This is a genomic window from Nocardia sp. NPDC059177 (assembly GCF_042755165.1).
Taxonomy (GTDB): domain Bacteria; phylum Actinomycetota; class Actinomycetes; order Mycobacteriales; family Mycobacteriaceae; genus Nocardia.
In genome coordinates this window covers 172,223-191,411 of the sequence record NZ_JBHZBX010000011.1, presented here as the reverse complement: position 1 = coordinate 191,411, position 19,189 = coordinate 172,223, and the positions used below count along the sequence as shown (strand labels likewise).

Annotated in this window: 20 protein-coding genes; 6 read left to right on the top strand and 14 right to left on the bottom strand. The window is 69.9% G+C overall.

From position 1 onward, the window contains the following. Window positions 1-82: 82 nt before the first annotated feature. Window positions 83-2,071 (bottom strand): excinuclease ABC subunit UvrC, encoded by a 1,989-nt coding sequence (gene uvrC, locus ACFXK0_RS16630; protein WP_379411160.1) that lies wholly within the window; start codon window positions 2,069-2,071, stop codon window positions 83-85. Between the two features lie 133 nt (window positions 2,072-2,204). Between uvrC and ACFXK0_RS16625 the strand changes: the two genes are divergently transcribed. Next, on the top strand, window positions 2,205-2,618 hold the full coding sequence (locus tag ACFXK0_RS16625) for a hypothetical protein (protein ID WP_379411159.1): 414 nt from the start codon (window positions 2,205-2,207) through the stop codon (window positions 2,616-2,618). A gap of 7 nt (window positions 2,619-2,625) precedes the next feature. Here ACFXK0_RS16625 and ACFXK0_RS16620 read toward each other — a convergent pair whose 3' ends face one another. Next, window positions 2,626-3,318, bottom strand: a complete 693-nt coding sequence (locus tag ACFXK0_RS16620) for an HAD family hydrolase (RefSeq protein ID WP_379411157.1) — start codon at window positions 3,316-3,318, stop codon at window positions 2,626-2,628. Window positions 3,319-3,410: 92 nt separating this feature from the next. On the opposite strand from ACFXK0_RS16620, the gene ggt reads away from it, so the two are divergent. Next, window positions 3,411-5,360 (top strand): gamma-glutamyltransferase, encoded by a 1,950-nt coding sequence (gene ggt / locus ACFXK0_RS16615; protein ID WP_379411156.1) that lies wholly within the window; start codon window positions 3,411-3,413, stop codon window positions 5,358-5,360. Window positions 5,361-5,364: 4 nt separating this feature from the next. Here the strand turns inward: ggt and ACFXK0_RS16610 are convergent, their stop codons facing one another. The 4 genes from ACFXK0_RS16610 to ACFXK0_RS16595 all read right to left on the bottom strand — a co-directional run bounded on the left by ACFXK0_RS16610 (window position 5,365) and on the right by ACFXK0_RS16595 (window position 8,432). Further along, window positions 5,365-5,856 (bottom strand): PH domain-containing protein, encoded by a 492-nt coding sequence (locus ACFXK0_RS16610; RefSeq protein WP_379411154.1) that lies wholly within the window; start codon window positions 5,854-5,856, stop codon window positions 5,365-5,367. Beyond that, window positions 5,853-6,329, bottom strand: coding sequence for a 6,7-dimethyl-8-ribityllumazine synthase (ribH, locus tag ACFXK0_RS16605; protein ID WP_379411153.1), 477 nt, complete (start codon window positions 6,327-6,329; stop codon window positions 5,853-5,855). The genes ACFXK0_RS16610 and ribH overlap by 4 nt, the downstream gene beginning before the upstream one ends. Window positions 6,330-6,360: 31 nt before the next feature. Continuing rightward, window positions 6,361-7,605 (bottom strand): bifunctional 3,4-dihydroxy-2-butanone-4-phosphate synthase/GTP cyclohydrolase II, encoded by a 1,245-nt coding sequence (locus tag ACFXK0_RS16600; protein WP_379411151.1) that lies wholly within the window; start codon window positions 7,603-7,605, stop codon window positions 6,361-6,363. 203 nt (window positions 7,606-7,808) lie between these two features. Beyond that, complete coding sequence (locus ACFXK0_RS16595) at window positions 7,809-8,432, bottom strand: riboflavin synthase (RefSeq protein ID WP_379411150.1); 624 nt, start codon at window positions 8,430-8,432, stop codon at window positions 7,809-7,811. A gap of 516 nt (window positions 8,433-8,948) precedes the next feature. On the opposite strand from ACFXK0_RS16595, the gene ACFXK0_RS16590 reads away from it, so the two are divergent. After that, window positions 8,949-9,419, top strand: coding sequence for a hypothetical protein (locus ACFXK0_RS16590; RefSeq protein WP_379411148.1), 471 nt, complete (start codon window positions 8,949-8,951; stop codon window positions 9,417-9,419). Window positions 9,420-9,432: 13 nt separating this feature from the next. Here the strand turns inward: ACFXK0_RS16590 and rpe are convergent, their stop codons facing one another. Beyond that, window positions 9,433-10,089, bottom strand: coding sequence for a ribulose-phosphate 3-epimerase (gene rpe / locus ACFXK0_RS16585; RefSeq protein WP_379411189.1), 657 nt, complete (start codon window positions 10,087-10,089; stop codon window positions 9,433-9,435). Between the two features lie 98 nt (window positions 10,090-10,187). Between rpe and ACFXK0_RS16580 the strand changes: the two genes are divergently transcribed. Continuing rightward, complete coding sequence (locus ACFXK0_RS16580; RefSeq protein ID WP_379411147.1) at window positions 10,188-10,610, top strand: anti-sigma factor; 423 nt, start codon at window positions 10,188-10,190, stop codon at window positions 10,608-10,610. Window positions 10,611-10,699: 89 nt separating this feature from the next. Further along, on the top strand, window positions 10,700-11,506 hold the full coding sequence (locus tag ACFXK0_RS16575; RefSeq protein WP_379411188.1) for an RNA polymerase sigma factor SigF: 807 nt from the start codon (window positions 10,700-10,702) through the stop codon (window positions 11,504-11,506). 22 nt (window positions 11,507-11,528) lie between these two features. On the opposite strand, the gene ACFXK0_RS16570 is transcribed toward ACFXK0_RS16575, so the two are convergent. The 7 genes from ACFXK0_RS16570 to ACFXK0_RS16540 form a co-directional block, all read right to left on the bottom strand. Next, window positions 11,529-11,873 (bottom strand): MmcQ/YjbR family DNA-binding protein, encoded by a 345-nt coding sequence (locus ACFXK0_RS16570; RefSeq protein WP_379411146.1) that lies wholly within the window; start codon window positions 11,871-11,873, stop codon window positions 11,529-11,531. Window positions 11,874-12,307: 434 nt separating this feature from the next. Then, entirely contained in the window at window positions 12,308-13,858 is a 1,551-nt protein-coding gene (locus tag ACFXK0_RS16565; RefSeq protein ID WP_379411187.1) for an RsmB/NOP family class I SAM-dependent RNA methyltransferase, read from the bottom strand. 371 nt (window positions 13,859-14,229) lie between these two features. After that, window positions 14,230-15,153 (bottom strand): methionyl-tRNA formyltransferase, encoded by a 924-nt coding sequence (fmt, locus tag ACFXK0_RS16560; protein ID WP_379411145.1) that lies wholly within the window; start codon window positions 15,151-15,153, stop codon window positions 14,230-14,232. Next, a complete protein-coding gene (gene def, locus ACFXK0_RS16555) occupies window positions 15,153-15,692 on the bottom strand; it encodes a peptide deformylase (RefSeq protein WP_379411144.1) in 540 nt (179 codons plus the stop codon). The genes fmt and def overlap by 1 nt, the downstream gene beginning before the upstream one ends. A gap of 85 nt (window positions 15,693-15,777) precedes the next feature. Next, window positions 15,778-16,743: an esterase/lipase family protein gene (locus ACFXK0_RS16550; RefSeq protein ID WP_379411143.1), complete on the bottom strand. Its 966-nt coding sequence runs from the start codon at window positions 16,741-16,743 to the stop codon at window positions 15,778-15,780. A 116-nt stretch (window positions 16,744-16,859) separates the two neighbouring features. Beyond that, window positions 16,860-17,537, bottom strand: a complete 678-nt coding sequence (locus ACFXK0_RS16545) for a PadR family transcriptional regulator (RefSeq protein WP_379411141.1) — start codon at window positions 17,535-17,537, stop codon at window positions 16,860-16,862. A gap of 79 nt (window positions 17,538-17,616) precedes the next feature. Continuing rightward, a complete protein-coding gene (locus tag ACFXK0_RS16540; RefSeq protein ID WP_379411140.1) occupies window positions 17,617-18,204 on the bottom strand; it encodes a TetR/AcrR family transcriptional regulator in 588 nt (195 codons plus the stop codon). An 81-nt stretch (window positions 18,205-18,285) separates the two neighbouring features. Here ACFXK0_RS16540 and ACFXK0_RS16535 point away from each other — a divergent pair, with 81 nt between their 5' ends. After that, window positions 18,286-19,131 (top strand): SDR family oxidoreductase, encoded by an 846-nt coding sequence (locus tag ACFXK0_RS16535; protein WP_379411139.1) that lies wholly within the window; start codon window positions 18,286-18,288, stop codon window positions 19,129-19,131. Window positions 19,132-19,189: the final 58 nt, after the last annotated feature.

Here is a 19,189-nt window from a genome sequence, read left to right as displayed (position 1 = left end):
CCGCACCGGTTCGGGTATCGGGCGCAGACACACAACGTACGGCACTCGCAATGTTGCGTCCTGTGATCGCGCCCGTCCTCGGTTACGGGTTGTTGAGCGCTTCGAGCACCGCCTTCGCCGTCGAGACGCCGATACCGGGCACCGATGTGATCTCGTCGACAGTCGCGTCCTTTATCCGGGCGACCGAGCCGAAATGGGTGACCAGCGCGGTGCGCCTCGCCTCACCGAGGCCGCGTACCGCGTCCAGCGCCGATGCCGTCATCCGGCGCGAGCGTTTGCTGCGGTGGAAGGTGATGGCGAAACGGTGGGCTTCGTCGCGCACGCGTTGCAGCAGGTAGAGCGCCTCGCTTGTACGCGGCATGATCACCGGGTCGGGCTCGCCGGGCACCCACACCTCCTCCAGCCGTTTGGCCAGGCCGATGACGGCGACATCGGTGATGCCGAGTTCGTCGAGCACCTCGGCGGCCGCGGCCACCTGCGGTGCGCCGCCGTCGACGACGTAGAGGTTCGGCGGGTAGGCGAAGCGGCGCGGGCGGCCGGTGGTCGGGTCGATTCCAGGGCGCGAGGTGGGCTCGTCGGCCTCGTCGGGTTCGACGTCGACGGGCTGCTGGCGGTCGCGAGCGAGGCGGGCGAAGCGGCGGCGGGTCACCTCGGCGATGCTGCCGACGTCGTCGGAGCGGCCGTCGCCTGCGGCTTCTTTGATGGCGTAGTGCCGGTAGTCGGCCTTGCGGGCCAGGCCGTCCTCGAAGACCACCAGCGAGGCGACGACGTCGGTGCCCTGTACGTGGCTGATGTCGACGCACTCGATCCGCAGCGGCGCGCTGTCGAGTTCGAGCGCGTCCTGGATGTCCTGCAGCGCTTGCGATCTGGAGGTGAGGTCGCCCGCGCGCTTGAGTTTGTGCTGGGCCAGCGCCTCGCCCGCGTTACGCTGCACCGTCTCGGCGAGCGCCTTCTTGTCACCGCGCTGCGGTACCCGCAGCGAGACCGCCGAGCCACGCAGTCTGCTCAGCCAGTCCTGGATCTCGGTGGCGTCGGCGGGCAGTTCGGGGACCAGCACCTCGCGCGGGACGACCACCACGTCACCGTCGGCGTTCTGTTCGGCCAGCGCGGCCTGCTCGCCGTAGAACTGGGTGAGGAACTGTTCGACCAGCGCGGCCAGTTCGGTGCCGGATTCGGCGACGTCGAGCGCGTCGCCGGATTTGTCGACCACCCAGCCGCGCTGGCCACGCACCCGGCCGTCGCGCACATGGAAGATCTGCACGGCCGCCTCGAGCTCGTCGGTGGCGAAGGCGATCACGTCGGCGTCGGTGCCGGTACCGAGCACAACGGCCTGCTTCTCCAGCGCGCGGCGCAGGGCCTGCACGTCGTCGCGCAGGCGGGCCGCGGTCTCGAAGTCGAGGTCGTCGGCGGCCTCGTGCATGCGCCGTTCCAGCGCGCGCACCATCTTGTCGGTCCGGCCGGAGAGGAAGTCGCAGAAGTCGTCGACGATCTGGCGGTGCTCGTCGGCGGTGACCCGGCCGACGCACGGCGCCGAGCACTTGTCGATGTAACCGAGCAGGCAGGGGCGCCCGATCTGGCTGTGCCGCTTGAAGACTCCGTTGGAGCAGGTGCGCGCCGGGAACACGCGCAGCAGCAGGTCGAGTGTCTCGCGGATCGCCCAGGCGTGGGCGTAGGGGCCGAAGTAGCGCACGCCCTTCTTGCGGGCACCGCGGTAGACGAACAGGCGCGGGTACTCCTCGTTCAGGGTCACCGCCAGCACCGGGTAGGTCTTGTCGTCGCGGTAGCGGACATTGAACCGCGGATCGAATTCCTTGATCCAGTTGTATTCCAGTTGCAGCGCCTCGACCTCGGTGGACACCACCGTCCACTCGACGCTCGCCGCGGTGGTCACCATCTGCCTGGTCCGCGGATGCAGCGAGTACACATCGGCGAAATAGGAGTTCAACCGGCTGCGCAGGCTCTTGGCCTTGCCGACGTAGACGACCCGCCCGTGTGTGTCGCGGAACTTGTACACACCGGGTTCGACGGGAATCGTGCCCGGCGCCGGCCGGTACGTCGCGGGATCTGCCACAGGTCAAGACTATCGACCCGCCCCGACAGAACTCGACGAGCCGAACGAACCGCCTGCTCGGCCCCTGTGTACCGTCAATGTCCGGATTCCGATCCGGGGCCGCGCTCCGGACTCCCACCGGAAAGGACGTCCGATGACCACCCCGGCACTTCCGCACTTCGCCGACGACCTCGACGACGACGCACCGCCGTCCTGGCTGCCGCCCGGCACGGTGCGCGGCGCGCGGCTCATCGCCGCGGTCTCCGCCGCCGTCGGCCTGGTCCTGATCGCGATCACCCTCGCGCTGGGCACCGGCGACTCGCTGGGCACCCTGCTCGCCGGCTACCTGCCGACCTTCGCCCTGGTCCCGCTGATCCTGCTGTTCGGGCGTGGTGGCGAGCGGATCCGGCTGGCGGCGGTCGGCGTCGCGGCCGTGGGCGGGCTGGTGTCGTGCACCGGCATTCTCACCGGGCTGCCGCCGGGCGCGGTCGGCATCGTCGCCAACGGTGCGATCGCCGCGCTGCTGCTGCGGCCCTCGGCCAAGGCCTGGTTCACCCGGGAGCGCTGAGCGGGACTCAGCCGGTGGTGTCGATGCCGTGCCCGGCCAGCGCGTCGACGAGGGCGCTGGGCCGTTCGGCGGTCGGCAGCGGATCGACTAGGGCGAAACGCGCGCCGAGCGCGGTCGCGCCGCCGTCGGCCTCGGCGCTGTCCCCGATCATCAGCACCCGGGTGGGGTCGACGCCGAGGCGATCGATGGCGTCGTGGAAGATCCGCGGGTCCGGTTTGATGGCGCCGAGCTCGTAGGACAGCGTCAGCGCGCCGATCAGGTCGTCCCAGCCGTGCTGGGCGAAGGCGGGCCGGATGTCGAAGGCGATATTGCTGACGATGCCGATCGGAATGTCCTGGGCGGACAGCGATTTCAGGAAGGTACCGGTGTCGGGGTACGGCGTCCAGGCCAGCGGGTCGATCAGCCGCTCGTACAGGCGGGCGGCCTGGGCCTCGGGCACGCCGGACCCGCGCAGTACTTCGAGGTAGGCGTGGCGGTGCAGCGCCGGGTCGAGATCGCGGTTGTCCCAGGCGTGCTGACCGACCGCGTCGAAGGTCATGAACTGCTCGACCGGGGCCGTCATCCGGCGCAGCACCTCGGCTTTCGCGGCCACGTCGAAGGGGGTGCCGTCGTCGCCGACGAGCTCGTCGGCCCAGGTCCGGTCGTCCTCCAACCGGAAGACCGTGCCGGAGAAATCGAACAGCACCGCATCGATAGCCATGCCGCCAGGGTAGCGAGGACCACGCCGGGCACGGGGCCCGTCCGGGCCGGAAAGCCGGTCGGCACCGGCCATCCGGAGTTAGGCTGGCTCGCATGACGCCAAGGCGACAGACGTGGATCGGGGCCGCGGCGGCCGGAGTCCTGACCCTGGGCCTGCTGACCGGCTGCTCCACCGACGACACGGCGGCGGCCGAATGCACCAGCACCGCGAACGGCACGCCGGTCACCGCCGCGCCCGCCACCTCCGCGGCGGCGACCTCGCAGAATCTCAGCCTGAACCCGGAGATCGCCTCGGGCTACCGCACGGGCATGAGCGCGGTACGCACCAGCACCTACGCGGTGTCCACGGCCAACCCGCTGGCGACCGAGGCGGCCTGCCGGGTGCTGCGCGCGGGCGGCACGGCGGCCGACGCGCTGGTCACCGCGCAGGCGATGCTCGGCCTGGTCGAACCGCAGGCCTCCGGTATCGGCGGCGGCGCGTTCCTGCTGCACTACGACGCGAAGTCGCGCACGGTCGAGGCCTACGACGGCCGTGAGACCGCGCCCGCCGCGGCGACCGAGAACTATCTGCGCTGGATCAGCGACACCGACCACGCCGAACCGGCGCCGAACACCCGCGCGAGCGGACGGTCGATCGGCGTGCCCGGCGTGCTGCGCTTGCTCGAACTGGCCCATCGCGAGCACGGGATGACGGCCTGGAAGGAACTGTTCGACCCGGCGATCAGTCTGGCCGACAGCGGTTTCGAGATCAGTCCCCGGCTGGCGGGCCAGATCGCCGAGTCGGCGAAAGACCTCGCCGCCGACGAGGGCTCGCGCAACTACTTCCTCGAAGCCGACGGCGCCCCCAAGCAAGCAGGCACACTGCTCACCAATCCGGCACTCGCCAAGACGCTGGGCGCGGTGGCCACCGACGGCGCCGAAGCCCTCTACACCGGCGCGATCGCCCGCGACATCGTCGAGGCGGCGGGCAGCACCGCGGGCGGGCGCACACCCAGCCTGCTGACCACCACCGATCTGGCGAACTACGAGGTCGAGAAGCGCACCGCGCTGTGCACCGGTTACCGCCAGTACGAGCTGTGCGGGATGCCGGCGCCGTCCTCGGGCGGCAGCACCGTCGCCGCCACCATGGGCATCCTGGCCAATTTCGATCTGGGCGCCCTGCGTCCCACCGATCTCGACGCCGACGGCGGCACACCCGACGCGCGCGCCGTGCACCTGATCTCCGAGGCCGAGCGGCTGGCCTACGCCGATCGCAACAAATACGTCGCCGACCCCGATTTCGTTCCGCTGCCGGGCAATTCGGCGCTGTCGCTGGTGCACCCGCAGTACCTGAAGGAACGCTCGACCCTGATCGACCCGCAGCGCAGCATGGGCACCGCGCAGCCGGGCGACCTCGGCCCGGTTCCGCTGGGCAACGGTCCGCAGCCGCCCGAGCACGGCACCAGCCACATCTCCGTCGTCGACAAGTACGGCAATGCCGCCGCGATGACCACCACCGTCGAATCGGCCTTCGGGTCGTTCCATTTCGTCGACGGGTTCCTGCTCAACAATCAGCTCACCGATTTCGCGGCCGACCCGGTCGACGCCGAGGGCATCCCGGTCGCCAACCGGCTGCAGCCCGGCAAGCGCCCGCGCAGTTCGATGGCGCCCACCCTGGTGTTCGATCGCGACGACCAGGGCAACCGCGGCGAGCTCGCGCTGGTGACGGGCTCACCGGGTGGGGCGGTGATCATCCAGTTCGTGGTGAAGACCCTGGTCAATATTCTGGACTGGGGGCTGGATCCGCAGCAGGCGGTCTCGGCCGTGTCCTTCGGCGCGGGTAATACTCCAGTCACCGGTGTCGGCGGGGAGCATCCGGCCGTCGACGCCACCGACAACGGCGACCACGACGCCCTCGTCCAGCAGTTGCGGGCGATGGGGCATCAGGTGTCGGTGGCACCCCAGTCCAGCGGGCTCAGCGCGCTGCAACGCGACGGCACCGACGGCTGGGTCGGCGGCGCCGATCCGCGCCGGGAAGGCGCCGTCCTCGGCGACATCCGCTAGCGGGTCACTCCTGACCGGTGTAGCGGGCGCCCAGCTCGCGTAGGCGCTCGATGGCGTCGGCGGCGTGGACCTTGTCGTTGGAACGGATCGCCAGCATGGGCACGTAATCGTCGTCGGCCAGCTCCAGGCGGGCCCAGGATTTGCGATCCGGGAAGGACGCGCCGCGGATGTAGGCCCACGGATACTCGTGGTCGCCGAGGATATTGCGCACCGACACGCCCCGCTTGCCCACCCGGACGCGCGGCCGGGTCAGCAGCAGTACCGCGCCCGCGCCGAGCACGCCGATCAGGATCATCGCGACCTGGTCGGCGAACCGGAAGTTCACTCCGGTTGACCCGGTACGCAACAGCAGCCCACCCGCGGTGAACGCCACGAGGATGACGATCGCGGCGATCACCGCGGTACGGATCGCCCGGCGCGGGCGTACTTCGAAGTCCCAGTCCGCCGCCGGTTCGGGCGCGCCCCGGCGCCAGGTCCGCACCACCGGCACGGTCACGCCGATCGCAGCGCGCGCAAGGTGAGCGCGGCGTCGAGGGCGGCGGCGCACGCCTGCTCGCCCTTGTCCTCCGCGGACCCCGGCAGCCCGGCGCGGTCGCGCGCCTGCTGCTCGTCGTTCGTGGTGAGCACGCCGTTGGTGACCGGGGTGGCCGCATCGAGCGAGACCCGGGTCAGCCCGGCGGTCACCGCGTCACAGACGTACTCGAAATGCGGTGTGCCGCCACGGATCACGACACCGAGCGCGACGACGGCGTCGTGTGTGCGGGCCAGTTCTTGCGCGACCACCGGCAGTTCCATCGCCCCGGCGCAGCGGACCACGGTCACCTGCTCGACGCCGGCCTCCTTGGCGACCCGCTCGGCATTGGCGACCAGGGTGTCGCAGATCTCGGTGTGCCAGCGCGAGGCGACGATGCCGAGTTTGAGGTCTGTGGCCTGCGCCAGCGCGAAGGACGGGACACCGGTGCCGCTCATCGTTGCTGCCTTTCGGTGGAGTCGGAACGGATCACTGCGCGGTTTCGCCGAGATCGAGATCGTCGAGGCCGACCAGGTCGTGGCCCATCCGGTCCCGCTTGGTGCGCAGGTAGTGCAGGTTCTCGGCGTTGGCGCGCAACGGCATCGGCACCCGCTCGGTGATCCGCAGCCCGTACCCGTCGAGCCCGACCCGCTTGGCCGGGTTGTTGGTGAGCAGACGCATGGACCGGATACCCAGGTCGACCAGGATCTGCGCGCCGGTGCCGTAGTCGCGGGCGTCGGCGGGCAGGCCGAGATCGAGATTGGCGTCGACGGTGTCGCGGCCGGAATCCTGCAGCTGGTAGGCCTGCAGCTTGTGCATCAGGCCGATGCCGCGGCCCTCGTGCCCACGCATGTACAGCACCACGCCACGGCCCTCGCGGTCCACCATCTCCAGTGCGGCGTCCAGCTGCGGACCGCAGTCGCAGCGCAGCGAACCGAAGACGTCGCCGGTGAGGCATTCCGAGTGCACCCGCACCAGCACGTCCTCGCCGTCGGCGATATCGCCACGGACCAGCGCGACATGCTCGGCGTCCTCGAAGACGCTCTGGTAGCCGACGGCCTTGAAGTCACCGTGCGCGGTGGGGATACGGGCCTCGGCCACCCGGGTGACGTGCTTCTCGTGCTTGCGGCGCCAGGCGATCATGTCGGCGATCGAGATCATCGCCAGATCGTGCTCGTCGGCGAAGACGCGCAGCTCGTCGGTGCGGGCCATGTGCCCGTCGTCCTTCTGGCTGACGATCTCGCAGATCACCCCGGCCGGCCGCAACCCTGCCATCCTGGCCAGATCGACGGCGGCCTCGGTGTGCCCCGGCCTGCGCAGCACGCCGCCGTCCTTGGCGCGCAGCGGCACCACGTGACCGGGACGGGTGAACTCGTCGGCCTTGGCCTCGGCGCTGGCCAGCAGGCGCATGGTGACCGCGCGGTCGGCGCCGGAGATACCGGTGGTGATGCCCTCGCGGGCGTCGACCGAGACGGTGTAGGCGGTGCCGTGCTTGTCCTGGTTCATCGCGTACGCGGGCGGCAGCCCGAGACGATCGCAGTCGTCACCGGTCAGCGGGACGCAGATGTAGCCCGAGGTGTAGCGGATCATGAACGCGACCAGCTCCGGAGTCGCCTTCTCGGCCGCGAAGATGAGGTCGCCTTCGTTCTCGCGGTCCTCGTCGTCGACGACGACGACAGCCTTGCCGGCCGCGATATCGGCGACCGCGCGCTCGATGCTGTCCAACCTGGTCACGTCAACCTGCTCCGTATTCTTGGCGGCTGGCGCCGCGTGTTTCTCGGCCCTGGGGCCTCGATCTTCCCTCCCGGCGGGTACTCCTTCGTCGCACCCTCTGGTCAGTCCAGATCGAGGCGGCCGAGAAACTCCCTAGGGATGGTATCGACTTCTACATTACGGCTCCAGGTCGGTGTTTCCGACGACCGCGTGCCGTTGAGTGGTCAGCCGCGCTGGGCGAGGCGTTCGACGTACTTCGCGATCACGTCGACCTCGAGGTTCACCGTGGTGCCGACGGGGGCGGTGCCGAGGACGGTCAGTGCCAAGGTGGTCGGGATGAGCGAGACCTCGAACCAGTCGCGGTTGCCGTCGGCGGCCGGTTCGGCGGCCAGGCCGAGGTCCGAGACGGTGAGCGAGACACCGTCGACGGTGATCGAGCCCTTCTCCACCACGTAGCGGGCGATGCCGTCGGGCAGCGAGATCCGCACGACCTCCCAGTTCTCCGACGGGGTCCGCGACAGGACGGTGCCGGTGCCGTCGACGTGACCCTGCACCAGATGGCCGCCGAGGCGGCTGTTGAGGGCGGCGGCGCGCTCGAGGTTGACCCGGGAGCCGGCGACGAGGGCGCCGATGCTCGACCGGTTCAGCGTCTCGGCCATGACGTCGACAGTGAAGCTGTCACCGTCGATCACGTCGACGACGGTGAGGCAGACGCCGTTGACGGCGATCGAATCACCGTGTCCGGCATCGGATGTCACCAGCTTGCCGCGAATCGTCAAGCGGGCGGCGTCGGCCAGCTGCTCGGTGGCCACGATCTCGCCCAGCTCTTCGACGATCCCTGTGAACATGCCTGACTCCCTGTGTCGCGTCGTTCGTACCCATCGGGCCCAACAGCAGCCGGGCGAGCGCTATTCCCGGCGGTACCCGCTCGCCGCACAGCCTAGTGGCGGGGCGGGTGAGGACGGTCAGCGGACCGGGCCGAACCCGACCCCCGGCCCGTTCCGGTCGCTGGAACCGGACACCGGCACATCGAATCGGCAGCGAAGAGAAATCGACATAAAGAAACACCGCCGTTAATCAATACGGCGGTTATTGTTCTGTCGAATTTTTGCCGAACCAGCCCGGCTATTCACCGGCCGGCTCTACCCTGGAATTACCCGCTGATATACAGCTCGAAACACGGTGATTCGAATGCTTGCGCCCGCCGAGCCATTGACGCAAGATTGTTACGTCATCGATTCCGGCTGTTCAATTTGCGCTGAGCGGCTGGTCGGCGGCATGTTCGACCCAGCGATAGTCCACTACTTCAGAAAGTCAGAAAGCACTGTGGGTCACATCAGGATCGCAACTCGTGGGGGTGCAGCGTGAGCGCATCGGTCGATTCCACCCTGGAAATTCGGTGCGTCCGATATCGACGGGAGCTACACCTGCCCGCGACCATCGATCCCGATTCCCGGCGCATTCTTCTGCACATCGGCGCGCACTACGGCGCGGTCACCATGCCGGGCGATCTGGGCGAGCGAGTGCAGGCCCGGCTGCGCGCCACCGACCTCGCCGGCCCGGTCGTCGCGCATCCGCGCGCTCGCCGCTGGACCTTCCTCACCGGACCGTGCCGCCCGGACAGCCTCGAGGCCACCGAATCGGCCGAGCTGTTCCGCCTCTACGCGACGGTCGCGTGCAGCGGCAGCCAGATCGTGCTGCCCTCCCCCGCCGACGAGCGCACCGGCTACCGCACCTGGGTGCAGGCACCCGACGCCGACGACCGGCGCCCGCCGCTGCACGCGGTGATCGACGCGGCGCGGGCGCTGGGCACCCACAAAATCCGCACCCTGTAAGCGAATTCGCGCCTTACTGCTGCCAGACGGCCGTCGCCATGCTGCGCAGGTTCTGCACGGCGGCGGCGGGGTCGGCGGTGTTGTAGACCGCCGAACCGGCCACGAAGCAGTCGATGCCCGCGGCGGCGGCCTGCTCGATGGTGTCGGTGTTGATGCCGCCGTCGATCTCCACGACCAGCCGCAGCTCGCCCGCGTCGACGAGATTGCGCACGATCCGCGCCTTGTCCAGCACGCTCGCGATGAACGACTGCCCACCGAAACCGGGCTCGACACTCATCACCAGCAGGGTGTCGAATTCGCGCAGGATCTCGAGGTACGGCTCGATCGGGGTGTTCGGCTTCACCGAGAGCCCGGCGCGCGCGCCCGCGGCCCTGATGTCGCGGGCCACCGCGATCGGATCGTCGGTCGCCTCGGCGTGGAAGGTGACGTTGTAGGCGCCCGCCTCGGCGTAGCCCGGCGCCCAACGGCCCGGATCCTCGATCATCAGGTGGCAGTCGAACGGGATGTCGGTGGCTTTGAGCAGGCTCTGCACCACCGGCAGACCGAGTGTGAGGTTCGGCACGAAATGGCCGTCCATGACATCGACATGGAGCCAGTCGCACCCCTCGACAGCGGCGGCCTCAGCGGCCAGGTTCGCGAAGTCCGCGGACAGGATGGACGGGGCGATCATCGGCTGCGCCGGGCGGGAGAACGTCGGTGTGGACACAGCGGGCAAGTGTAGCGACCAAATGGTGATTGCCCTCCCGCGATGTGGGTAGCCTGCATAGGGTGACCAATATTTCGGCGGAACACGGGCTTTCCAGCGCCCCGGTGGAGATTCGCGTAGCAGCATCGCTGACCCAGCTGCCGATCCTGCGCGGGCTGGCCGAAACACTGGTCCTACTCAGCGATTTCACCCTCGACGAGGTCGCCGATGTGCGCCTGGCCGTGGACGAGGTCTGCTCGACATTGATCGCGATCGCCGCCCCCGGATCGCAGCTGACCTGCGAATTCGTCGTGGGCGACAGCGAACTGCAGGTGCGCGTGGACGGGGTGGCAGGCAGCGAGGGGATGCCCGACCAGCGCAGCTTCGGCTGGCACGTGCTGCGCACGCTCAGCGACGAAGTGACCGCCGAGCAGCAGGGATTCGACGTGGCCGTGGCCGGCTACCCGACGACCGTCCGATTCCGCCGGGTCCGGGGGAAAGCGTAGTGCACGGCGAAGACACCACCGAAGATCATCAGCCCGAGCAGCAAACATCGGACAACCCCGAGCCCGCGACCAACGGAGTCGAGGCGAAGCTGCCCGCCGATCGCCCGGCCGAGGAACCCACCGAGGAACCGGCCGAGCCGGTGTCGGGGTACGACGATGTCAGCGGACTGTTCGAGCGGCTCGCGGCCACCGAGCCAGGTAGCGCCGCGCACGCGGTGGCCCGCGACGCGCTGATCAACCGGTGCATTCCGCTCGCCGACCACATCGCCAGGAAGTTCAGCGGGCGCGGTGAGCCGTTCGACGATCTCTCGCAGGTCGCCCGGGTCGGGCTGGTGCACGCGGTGGACCGGTTCGATCTGAGCCGCGGCTCGAACTTCCTGTCCTTCGCGGTGCCCACGATCATGGGTGAGGTCCGCCGGTATTTCCGTGACAACACCTGGGCGATGCGAGTCCCGCGGCGGGTCAAGGAGACTCATCTGCGGATCGGGTCGGCGGTGGATCAGCTGTCCCAGCGGTTGGGTCGCGCGCCGACGGCCAAGGAGATCGCGGCCGAACTCGACGTCGATCCGGACGAGGTCACCCAGGCGGTCATCGCGGGCAATGCCTATCAGCCCACCTCGATCGACGCGGCCTCGGTCGGCCGCGACAACGACGCCTCGCTGCTGGACACCCTCGGCGAGGAGGAGTCCCAGTTCGACCGGGTCGAGGAATACATCGCGGTGCGCCCGCTGCTCGCCGGGCTGCCCGAGCGTGAGCGCCGCATCCTGACCATGCGCTTCTTCGAGTCGATGACGCAGACCCAGATCGCGACGCAGCTGGGCATCTCCCAGATGCATGTGTCCCGGATCCTCGCGAAAACCCTTGCCCGCCTGCGCGAATTGTCCGAGCGCGACTGACGCGCCGGGACAACGACGTCCCCTACGCGCGCGAACGATCACGCCGCAAGCGCGCCGGTGCCCGCAGCCACCAGGCGCTGTCGATCAGCTCGCCGAGCTGCGCGGGATCGACCAGGGCGAGGTCGACGAGGATGAACGGATGCCCGTCGTAGTGCGGGGTCGTAAAGAACGCCGGGTCCCCGGACGCCAGCAGCGCTTCCTTCTCGACCAGCTCACACAGCAGGGCAAGGCCACCTTCGGCCTCGACCCGTAGTCGCGCGAACCCCTTTCCCCCGACCTTCAGTCCCGGGGACCGCCACCAGGTGCTCTCCTCGACACCGGGCAGCGCGCTCGCCATCGCCACCACTTCTTCCCACGTCGTCGCCATGCACCGATTCTGCGCCCGCGCGCGGCTACGGCGCTTGGACGAATGTCGCCTCCGCGTGGCGACGTCGCACGGCGACGCCGCGGCCCGATGGGTTCGACTGTGCCGACCCGACCGGTCCGCCAGAATGTCGCCAGCCCACCAGGCACCGCGGCATTTCGACGATGCCGACCCGACCGATGCCCCAGCATCCCGGTGCCACACCCGGTATCCGCCTGACCCGAACGATCGGCGTAATCGTGCAATCCGGCAGCGCACAGTCAGTTTTCTGACTCCGGCGCGGCGGATTGCACGATTACGCCGTTGTTCTACCTGCTGACAATGGGCGGCCGCGGAGTAGCCTCCCGCTCCACCACCGGGAGCTGGTCGGTCTCGCAGGTGTCGGAGGTGACGGCCTGGCGCCGGGTCCCGGCGACCCGCCATCGAAGCACCGGGTGCTATTCGGTGGGCTTGCGCAGGGCCGCGAGGAACATGGCGTCGGTGCCGTGGCGGTGTGGCCACAGCTGGGCCGATGGGCCGTCGCCGAGGTCGGTGACGCCGGGGAGGTAGTCGCGGGTGTCGAGCTGTTCGGCGCCGCTGCGGCGGACGAAGTCGGCGACGACCGAGACGGTTTCGGCCAGGTGCGGGGAGCAGGTCGAGTACACCACGACACCGCCGGGGCGCAGCAGATCCCAGGCGGCGGTGAGGAGTTCGCGCTGCAAGGTGACCAGTTCCGGGACGTCGGCCGGGGTGCGTCGCCAGCGGGCCTCCGGGCGGCGGCGCAGCGCGCCGAGACCGGTGCAGGGCGCGTCGACCAGGATGCGGTCGTAGCCGGGGGTCAGGCCGCTGTCGCGACCGTCGGCGACGTGCACGGTGACGGGCAGTCCGCGGGTGGACGTGCGGACGAGTTCGGCGCGGTGCTCGGCCGGTTCGACGGCGTCGACGGTGAACAGGTCGATCGCGGCGAGCGCGCCGAGCAGCGCGGCCTTGCCGCCGGGACCGGCGCACAGGTCGAGCCAGCGGCCCGCGTCGGGACCCTCCAGCGGCGCCCGGGTGAGGGCGAGGGCCACCAGCTGGCTGCCTTCGTCCTGCACGGCGGCGATGCCCTCGCGCACGGGTTCGAGCTGGCCGGGGTCGCCGCCGTCGAGGTAGACCGCGTACGGCGACCAGCGGCCCTCGTCACCACCGGTGACCAGCGCCAGTTCCTCAGCCGTGATCTCACCGGGTCGCGCGACCAGGTGCACCACCGGGCGTTCGTCGTCGGCCGCCAGCAGCGCGCCCAGCTCACCCGCCTGCGCGCCGAGCGCGTCGGCGAAGGACTGGGCGATCCAGGCCGGATGCGCGTATTCGAAGGCGAGTTCGCCGACCGGATCGGCGGGTGCCAGCTCGGCCACCCACTCCTCGACGGTCTTCTCCCCCGCCCGACGCAGCACGGCGTTGACGAAACCCGCACGCCCCTGGCCGAATTCGGCCCGCGCCAGCTCGACGGAGGTGTCGACGGCGGCGTGCGCGCTCGTGCGCGTGCGCAGCAGCTGGTAGACGCCGAGCCGCAGGATGTCGAGGATCGGCCCGTCGATCTCGGCCACCGGCCTGCCCGCGCACGCCGCGATCACCGCGTCGAGCTGCCCCTGCGACCGGCACGCGCCATAGGTGAGCTCGGTCGCGAAGGCCGCGTCGCGCCCACTGATCTTGCGCTCCCGCAACAGCTTCGGCAGCACCAGGTTCGCGTAGGCGTCGCGCTCCCGCACCGCCCGCAGCACATCGAGTGCCACCTCACGCGCCGGATCCGCCGCCTCCCCACGCCGCTTGCGCGGACTGGGCACACTCGGATCGGGCCGCTCAGCCCGCCGCGGCCCGCCCGTCCGCGCGTCCTGCGCCCGCTGACCACCCCGGTCAGCTCCTCGCGCGGCATCGGACCGAGTGCCACCGCGCGGATTCCCGGACCGGCGCGTACCACCGGACCCGGCACCTCCACGACTCTCGTCCCCACGTCCACGCTCAGGCCCCACAGCGCCACGGCCGCCACCGGAGCCCCCGCTGTGACGCCGCGAATCCCCTCCGCGCTCAGCGTGTTCCGCGCCCGGAAGGCCGGAGCTCGCTCCACCCCTATCTGCGCGGCCACCCGACCGTCGGCCTGCGGATCGTTCGTCCCGCGAACCGGCCACATCCCGCTCGAACCGATCATCGGACCGAGCGCCACCCGAGCGCCCGGAACGCCGGTCGTCGTCACGGGGGGTGCCGGTGCTCTTGGTGTCGCGGCCCTTGGCGGCGCGGGCGGCCCAGCCGCCGTCGACGTTCTTGCCGGTGACCTTGCGGTCGTCGCGGGGGGCCGCGCCGCTGCGCTGGTCGGCTTCGCGGCGCCGGCGGCGATCCGAGGCGCTCATCCGATCACCGTGCCGGGGGCCAGGCGGGCGCCGCGCGCCCAGTCGAGGGCGTTCATCATCTTCTTGCCGGGCGGCTGGACCTGCCCCAGGCGGACCGCGGTGGTCGATGTACCGACGAAGACGCCGGATTTGCGCACCTCGATCTCGCGTTCGGGCAAGGTTTCCTCCACCATCTCCACCGGGCCGAGTTTCAGGCGCAGCCCGTTCACCTCGGTCCAGGCTCCGGGCGCCGGGGTGACGGCGCGGATGCGGCGGTGAATCGACAACGCGGGCTCGTCGAAGCCGATCCGGCCCGCCTCCACGGTCACCTTCGGCGCATAGGACACGCCGTCGTTCGACTGCGGAATCGCTTGCAGCGTCCCGTCTTCCACGCCGTCCAGGGTCTTCTCCAACAGGACCGCGCCCGCCTCGGCGAGCCGGGTCAGCAATTTGCCCGCGGTGTCGGTGTGGCCGATCTGCTCGGTCATCACCCCGTATACCGGACCGGTGTCCAGGCCGGCTTCGATGAGGAAGGTCGAGGCACCGGTCAGGTCGTCACCGGCGGCGATGGCGGCCTGCACCGGCGCGGCGCCGCGCCAGGCGGGCAGCAGCGAGAAGTGCAGGTTGATCCAGCCGTGCGTGGGGATGTCGAGCACCTGCTGGGGCAGCAGCGCGCCGTAGGCGACCACCGGACAGCACTGCGGCGCCAATTCGGTCAGCGCGGCGACGAATTCGGGCTCGCTCGGCTTACGCGGAGTGAGTACGGGGATGCCGTGCTCGTCGGCGAGCTGACCCACCGGCGAGCGCATGATCTTGCGACCGCGACCGGCGACCGCGTCGGGGCGGGTGACCACGGCGACCACCTCGTGTCGCGGGCTCTCGATCAGCGCGCGCAGGGACGGCACGGCCGGTTCCGGTGTCCCGGCGAAGACGACGCGCATCAGCGGCCACCGCCGACACCGCTGGATTCGCGCACGGTCACACCGGCGCGGAACCAGTCGGATTCGCGGATGGTCCGCATCGCGTCCTTGCGATCACCGGGCTCGAGCTTGCTCACGAACAGCACGCCGTCGAGATGGTCGGTCTCGTGCTGCACGCACCGGGCCAGCAGTGCTTCGGCCTCGAATTCGACCGGCGCACCGGCACTGTCGACGCCGGTGACGCGCACGCGCTGGGCGCGGCGCACGTCGTAGCGCACGCCGGGAATCGACAGGCAGCCCTCGGGACCGACCTGCTCCTCCTCGCCGATCGCCGACCATTCCGGGTTCACCACATGTCCCGCGGCCTCGCCGGTGTCGTAGACGAACACCCGCAGCCCGACCCCGATCTGCGGCGCCGCCATCCCGACCCCGCCGTCGTCGTGCATGGTCTCGGTGAGATCGGCGATCAGCTGCGCGAGTTCGGCGCCGAACTCGGTGACCGCGTCGGCACGCGAACGCAGGATCGGATCGCCGAACAGGCGAACGGGCTGAATGGTCACGGCGGCTCCCGGCTGGACGAATTGCGGTCGTCCCATTCTACGGAGCGCCCGACCCGGTTCCCGCCCGCCGTGTCCGCCGGCGGTCTCAGGAGTTGCCGGCGATGATCACCTCGGGGATTCCGGCGCCCAGCGGCACCGGCGCGCAGACCGGCTCCGGCGCGTCGGCCGGGTCGAGCACCTGCTGGAGCAGCTGCTGGACAAACGGGTCGTAGACCATGTGGAAATGGCCGGTCAGATCCGCGGGGCACAGGTCCTGCAGGACCAGGTTCTGTGCGCCCGGCCCGCGCAGGGCGATATTGCCGAACGGCTGGATCATCTCGTCGACCCGGCTGCCCACGGTGACGTACCGGACGCCGGGCACGGTGTCGCCGCCCGCGTTGAGTTCGAGCATGAGCGGTTCGCCCTGACCCTGTTGGACGGCCGCGACCGAGGTGACCTTCGCGTAGACGTCCATCAGCCCGGGAATCGCCTGGCCGAGGGGTACGAGTCCGTACATGACGCCGCCGTAGCTGGGCGAGGCCAGCCCGACCCAGGTGCCGACCTTCGGCGCACCGCCGAGCTTGTTGATGTAGAAACGGCTGACCGTCGCCCCCTGCGAGAACCCGACCAGGTCCACTTTCGCCGCACCGGTCGCGGCGAGCACGTGGTCGACGAACGCCGCGAGCTGGGCGAAGCCGATCCGCATGTCCTCGGTGCCGTAGGTGTCCGCCCCCGGCGCCCCGCCGTAGTTCAGCGCGAAGACGCAATAGCCGGCCGACACCAGCTGCGGTCCGATCCCGGCCCAGTCGGAGTACGCGCTCGAATCGGTACCGTGCACGAGCACGATCGGCCGGGGATGATCGGCACTCGGGACACACCCGAAGTCGTTGACGCCCACCGGAACCGCGTTCGGATGGGTGTCGAGATAGCGTGCGGCGCCCAGGTGGTCCGCCTGCGGCGGTCCCGGATCGGTCGGCACGACGGCGGGCCGGTAGCCCGCCGGTTCAGCGGTGGCGATCGGCGCGAAGGCCACGCCGATCGCCGCCGTACAGGCCAGTGCCGTGACCGACACCGCTCTGCGCGTGTGTGATGTTCCCCAACCCCACATACCTCGCGGCTGTTCCATATCCCAAAGATTTACTCCTCCGGACCGACAACCGCACCCCGGCCAGGGGGTTCACGACGCCCTCACTTCTCGGGGGTTGCGTCGTCTCCGGGGGTGACATCGTCTTCGGCGAGGATGCGATACAGGGCCCGCCGGGTCTCGGTGAGCACCTCGGCCGCCTTGGCCGCCTGCTCCGCCGTCCCGACCTGCGCGACCTGACCGACCGCGCCCATCACCTGGCCGACGAGGCCGCGCAGATCCAGCGCCTGGGCGCCGACATCCTGCTTGACCTCGGCCCACGGATCGCCGAGTTCCTCGCGCTGGGCCGCCACATAGGCCTTGCCCTCGTCGGTGAGCTGGGCGGTCTTGCGACCGGCCACCTTCTCGATGAGCACCAGTCCCTCGTCCTCGAGCTGGGCCAATGCCGGGTAGATCGAGCCGGGGCTCGGACGCCAGACATCGTCGCTGCGGTCCCGGATCTGCTGGATCAGCTCGTAACCGTGCATCGGGCGGTCCTCGAGCAGCAGCAGGACCGCGGCCCGCACGTCACCGCGCCTGCCCCGTCCGCCACGGCCGCGGCCGCGACCGAATCCCGGGCCGAAACCCGGCCCGAACCCGGGGCCGAAGCCCGGTCCGAACTCGGGGCCGTGCCCATGCCGTCCACCCCGGCGGAACTCCCGCCGGTCGGGACCGAATTCCGGGTGGCCGGGTCCACGACCGCGACCGAAGTGTCCGAATTCTCGTTGTTCTGCGTGACGCATAACTGCCTCCTCAGGCTTCGTCGTTGTTCTTGACACTATCGACGATATATCGACAATGCATCGAACGCAAGGGTTTCTTCTAGCGGCCGGCCAGCTCGTCGATCCAGCGTTCGAGCCGCGCGCCCTCACCGAGCATCAGCCCTGGATCGCGGAAGGTGTTGGTGAGCAACGAGATCCCCTGATAGGAGGCGACGAACGCGATGCCGAGCTCGTCGGCGTCGGCGCGGCCGAGTTCGGCGAATTGGCGTCGCGACCAGTCGACGAGCTGCCCCATCACCCGGGCCGGTTCGCCGCCGAAGGCATCTGATCGCTTGTCGAGTTCGCCGGCCAGCGTGCCGAACGGGCAGCCGAAGCGGGCGGCCATTTCGCGCTGGTCGACCCAGCCGCGGATCATTCCTTGCAGTCGCTCGGCCGGGCCGGGTAGCGATTCCAGGGCCGCGATCGTGTCGGCCAGAACCCGGGAATGCCCTTCGATGACCGCCTCGACGAACTGGTCCTTGGTCTTGAAGTAGTAGTAGACATTGCCGACCGGCACCTCGGCCGCGCGCGCGATGTCGGCGATGGTCGTCTTCTCGATGCCCTGTTCGTAGAACACGCGCATCGCGGCGCCGATCAGACGTTCGCGCTTCCCGATCTTGGGTCCGACCTGCGGTTCCGAGTTAGTCATGCAACTGACTATAGACAGCAGAACTCTCGTCGGATATGTTCACTCCAGCAATTTAGTCAGCCAACTAACTCAAGGACGGACATGATCGTAGTCACCGGCGCGACCGGCAATATCGGCAGCACTCTGGTCGGCCTGCTGGCCGGGGCGGGCGAGGAGGTGCGGGCGGTGTCGCGTGGTCAGCGGCCCGTGGACCTGCCCGCGCAGGTCGAGCACGTCGTCGCGGATCTGGGCGATCTCGACAGCCTCTCCCCCGCGTTCGAGGGCGCGGACGCCTTGTTCCTGCTGATCACCGGCGAGCAGCTGATCACCGGACCGGAACCGGGCGAGCTACTGAAAACCGCTGCGGCAGCGGGCATCCGACGGGTGGTGTTCGTGTCGTCACAGGGTGCCGTCACGCGGCCGGACTCCGCCGGGTACGCCAGGACGATCGCGTTCGAGCACGCACTCGCGGAATCCGGCCTCGCCTGGACCTCCCTGCGGCCCGGCGGGTTCTTCTCCAACACCTTCGCCTGGATCGAATCGGTGCGCACCCAGCGGACGGTCGCCGCACCGTTCGGCGAGGTCGGGCTGCCCGCGGTCGACCCGGCCGATATCGCCGCGGTCGCGGCGGCGGCGCTGCTCGACGACGGCCACGACGGGCGGGCCTACACCCTCACCGGTCCGGCCACGATCACCCCGCGGGCGCAGGCCGCCGCCCTCGCCGAGGCCGTCGACGCACCGGTCTCCTTCGCGGAACTCACCCCGGCGCAGGCCAAGCAGAACATGCTGCGGTTCATGCCCGAATCGGTGGCCGACCACACGCTCACCATCCTCGGTACGCCGACGGCCGAAGAGATCCAGGTCAGCGGCGATATCGAGCGGGTACTAGGCCGACCGGCCACCTCGTACGCGCAGTGGGCCCGCCGCCATCGCACGCTGTTCGCCTGAGTTCGCCACACGGTACGCGCCACCTGCTGCGCGTATCTCGGTGCGGCGATGCGGGGAG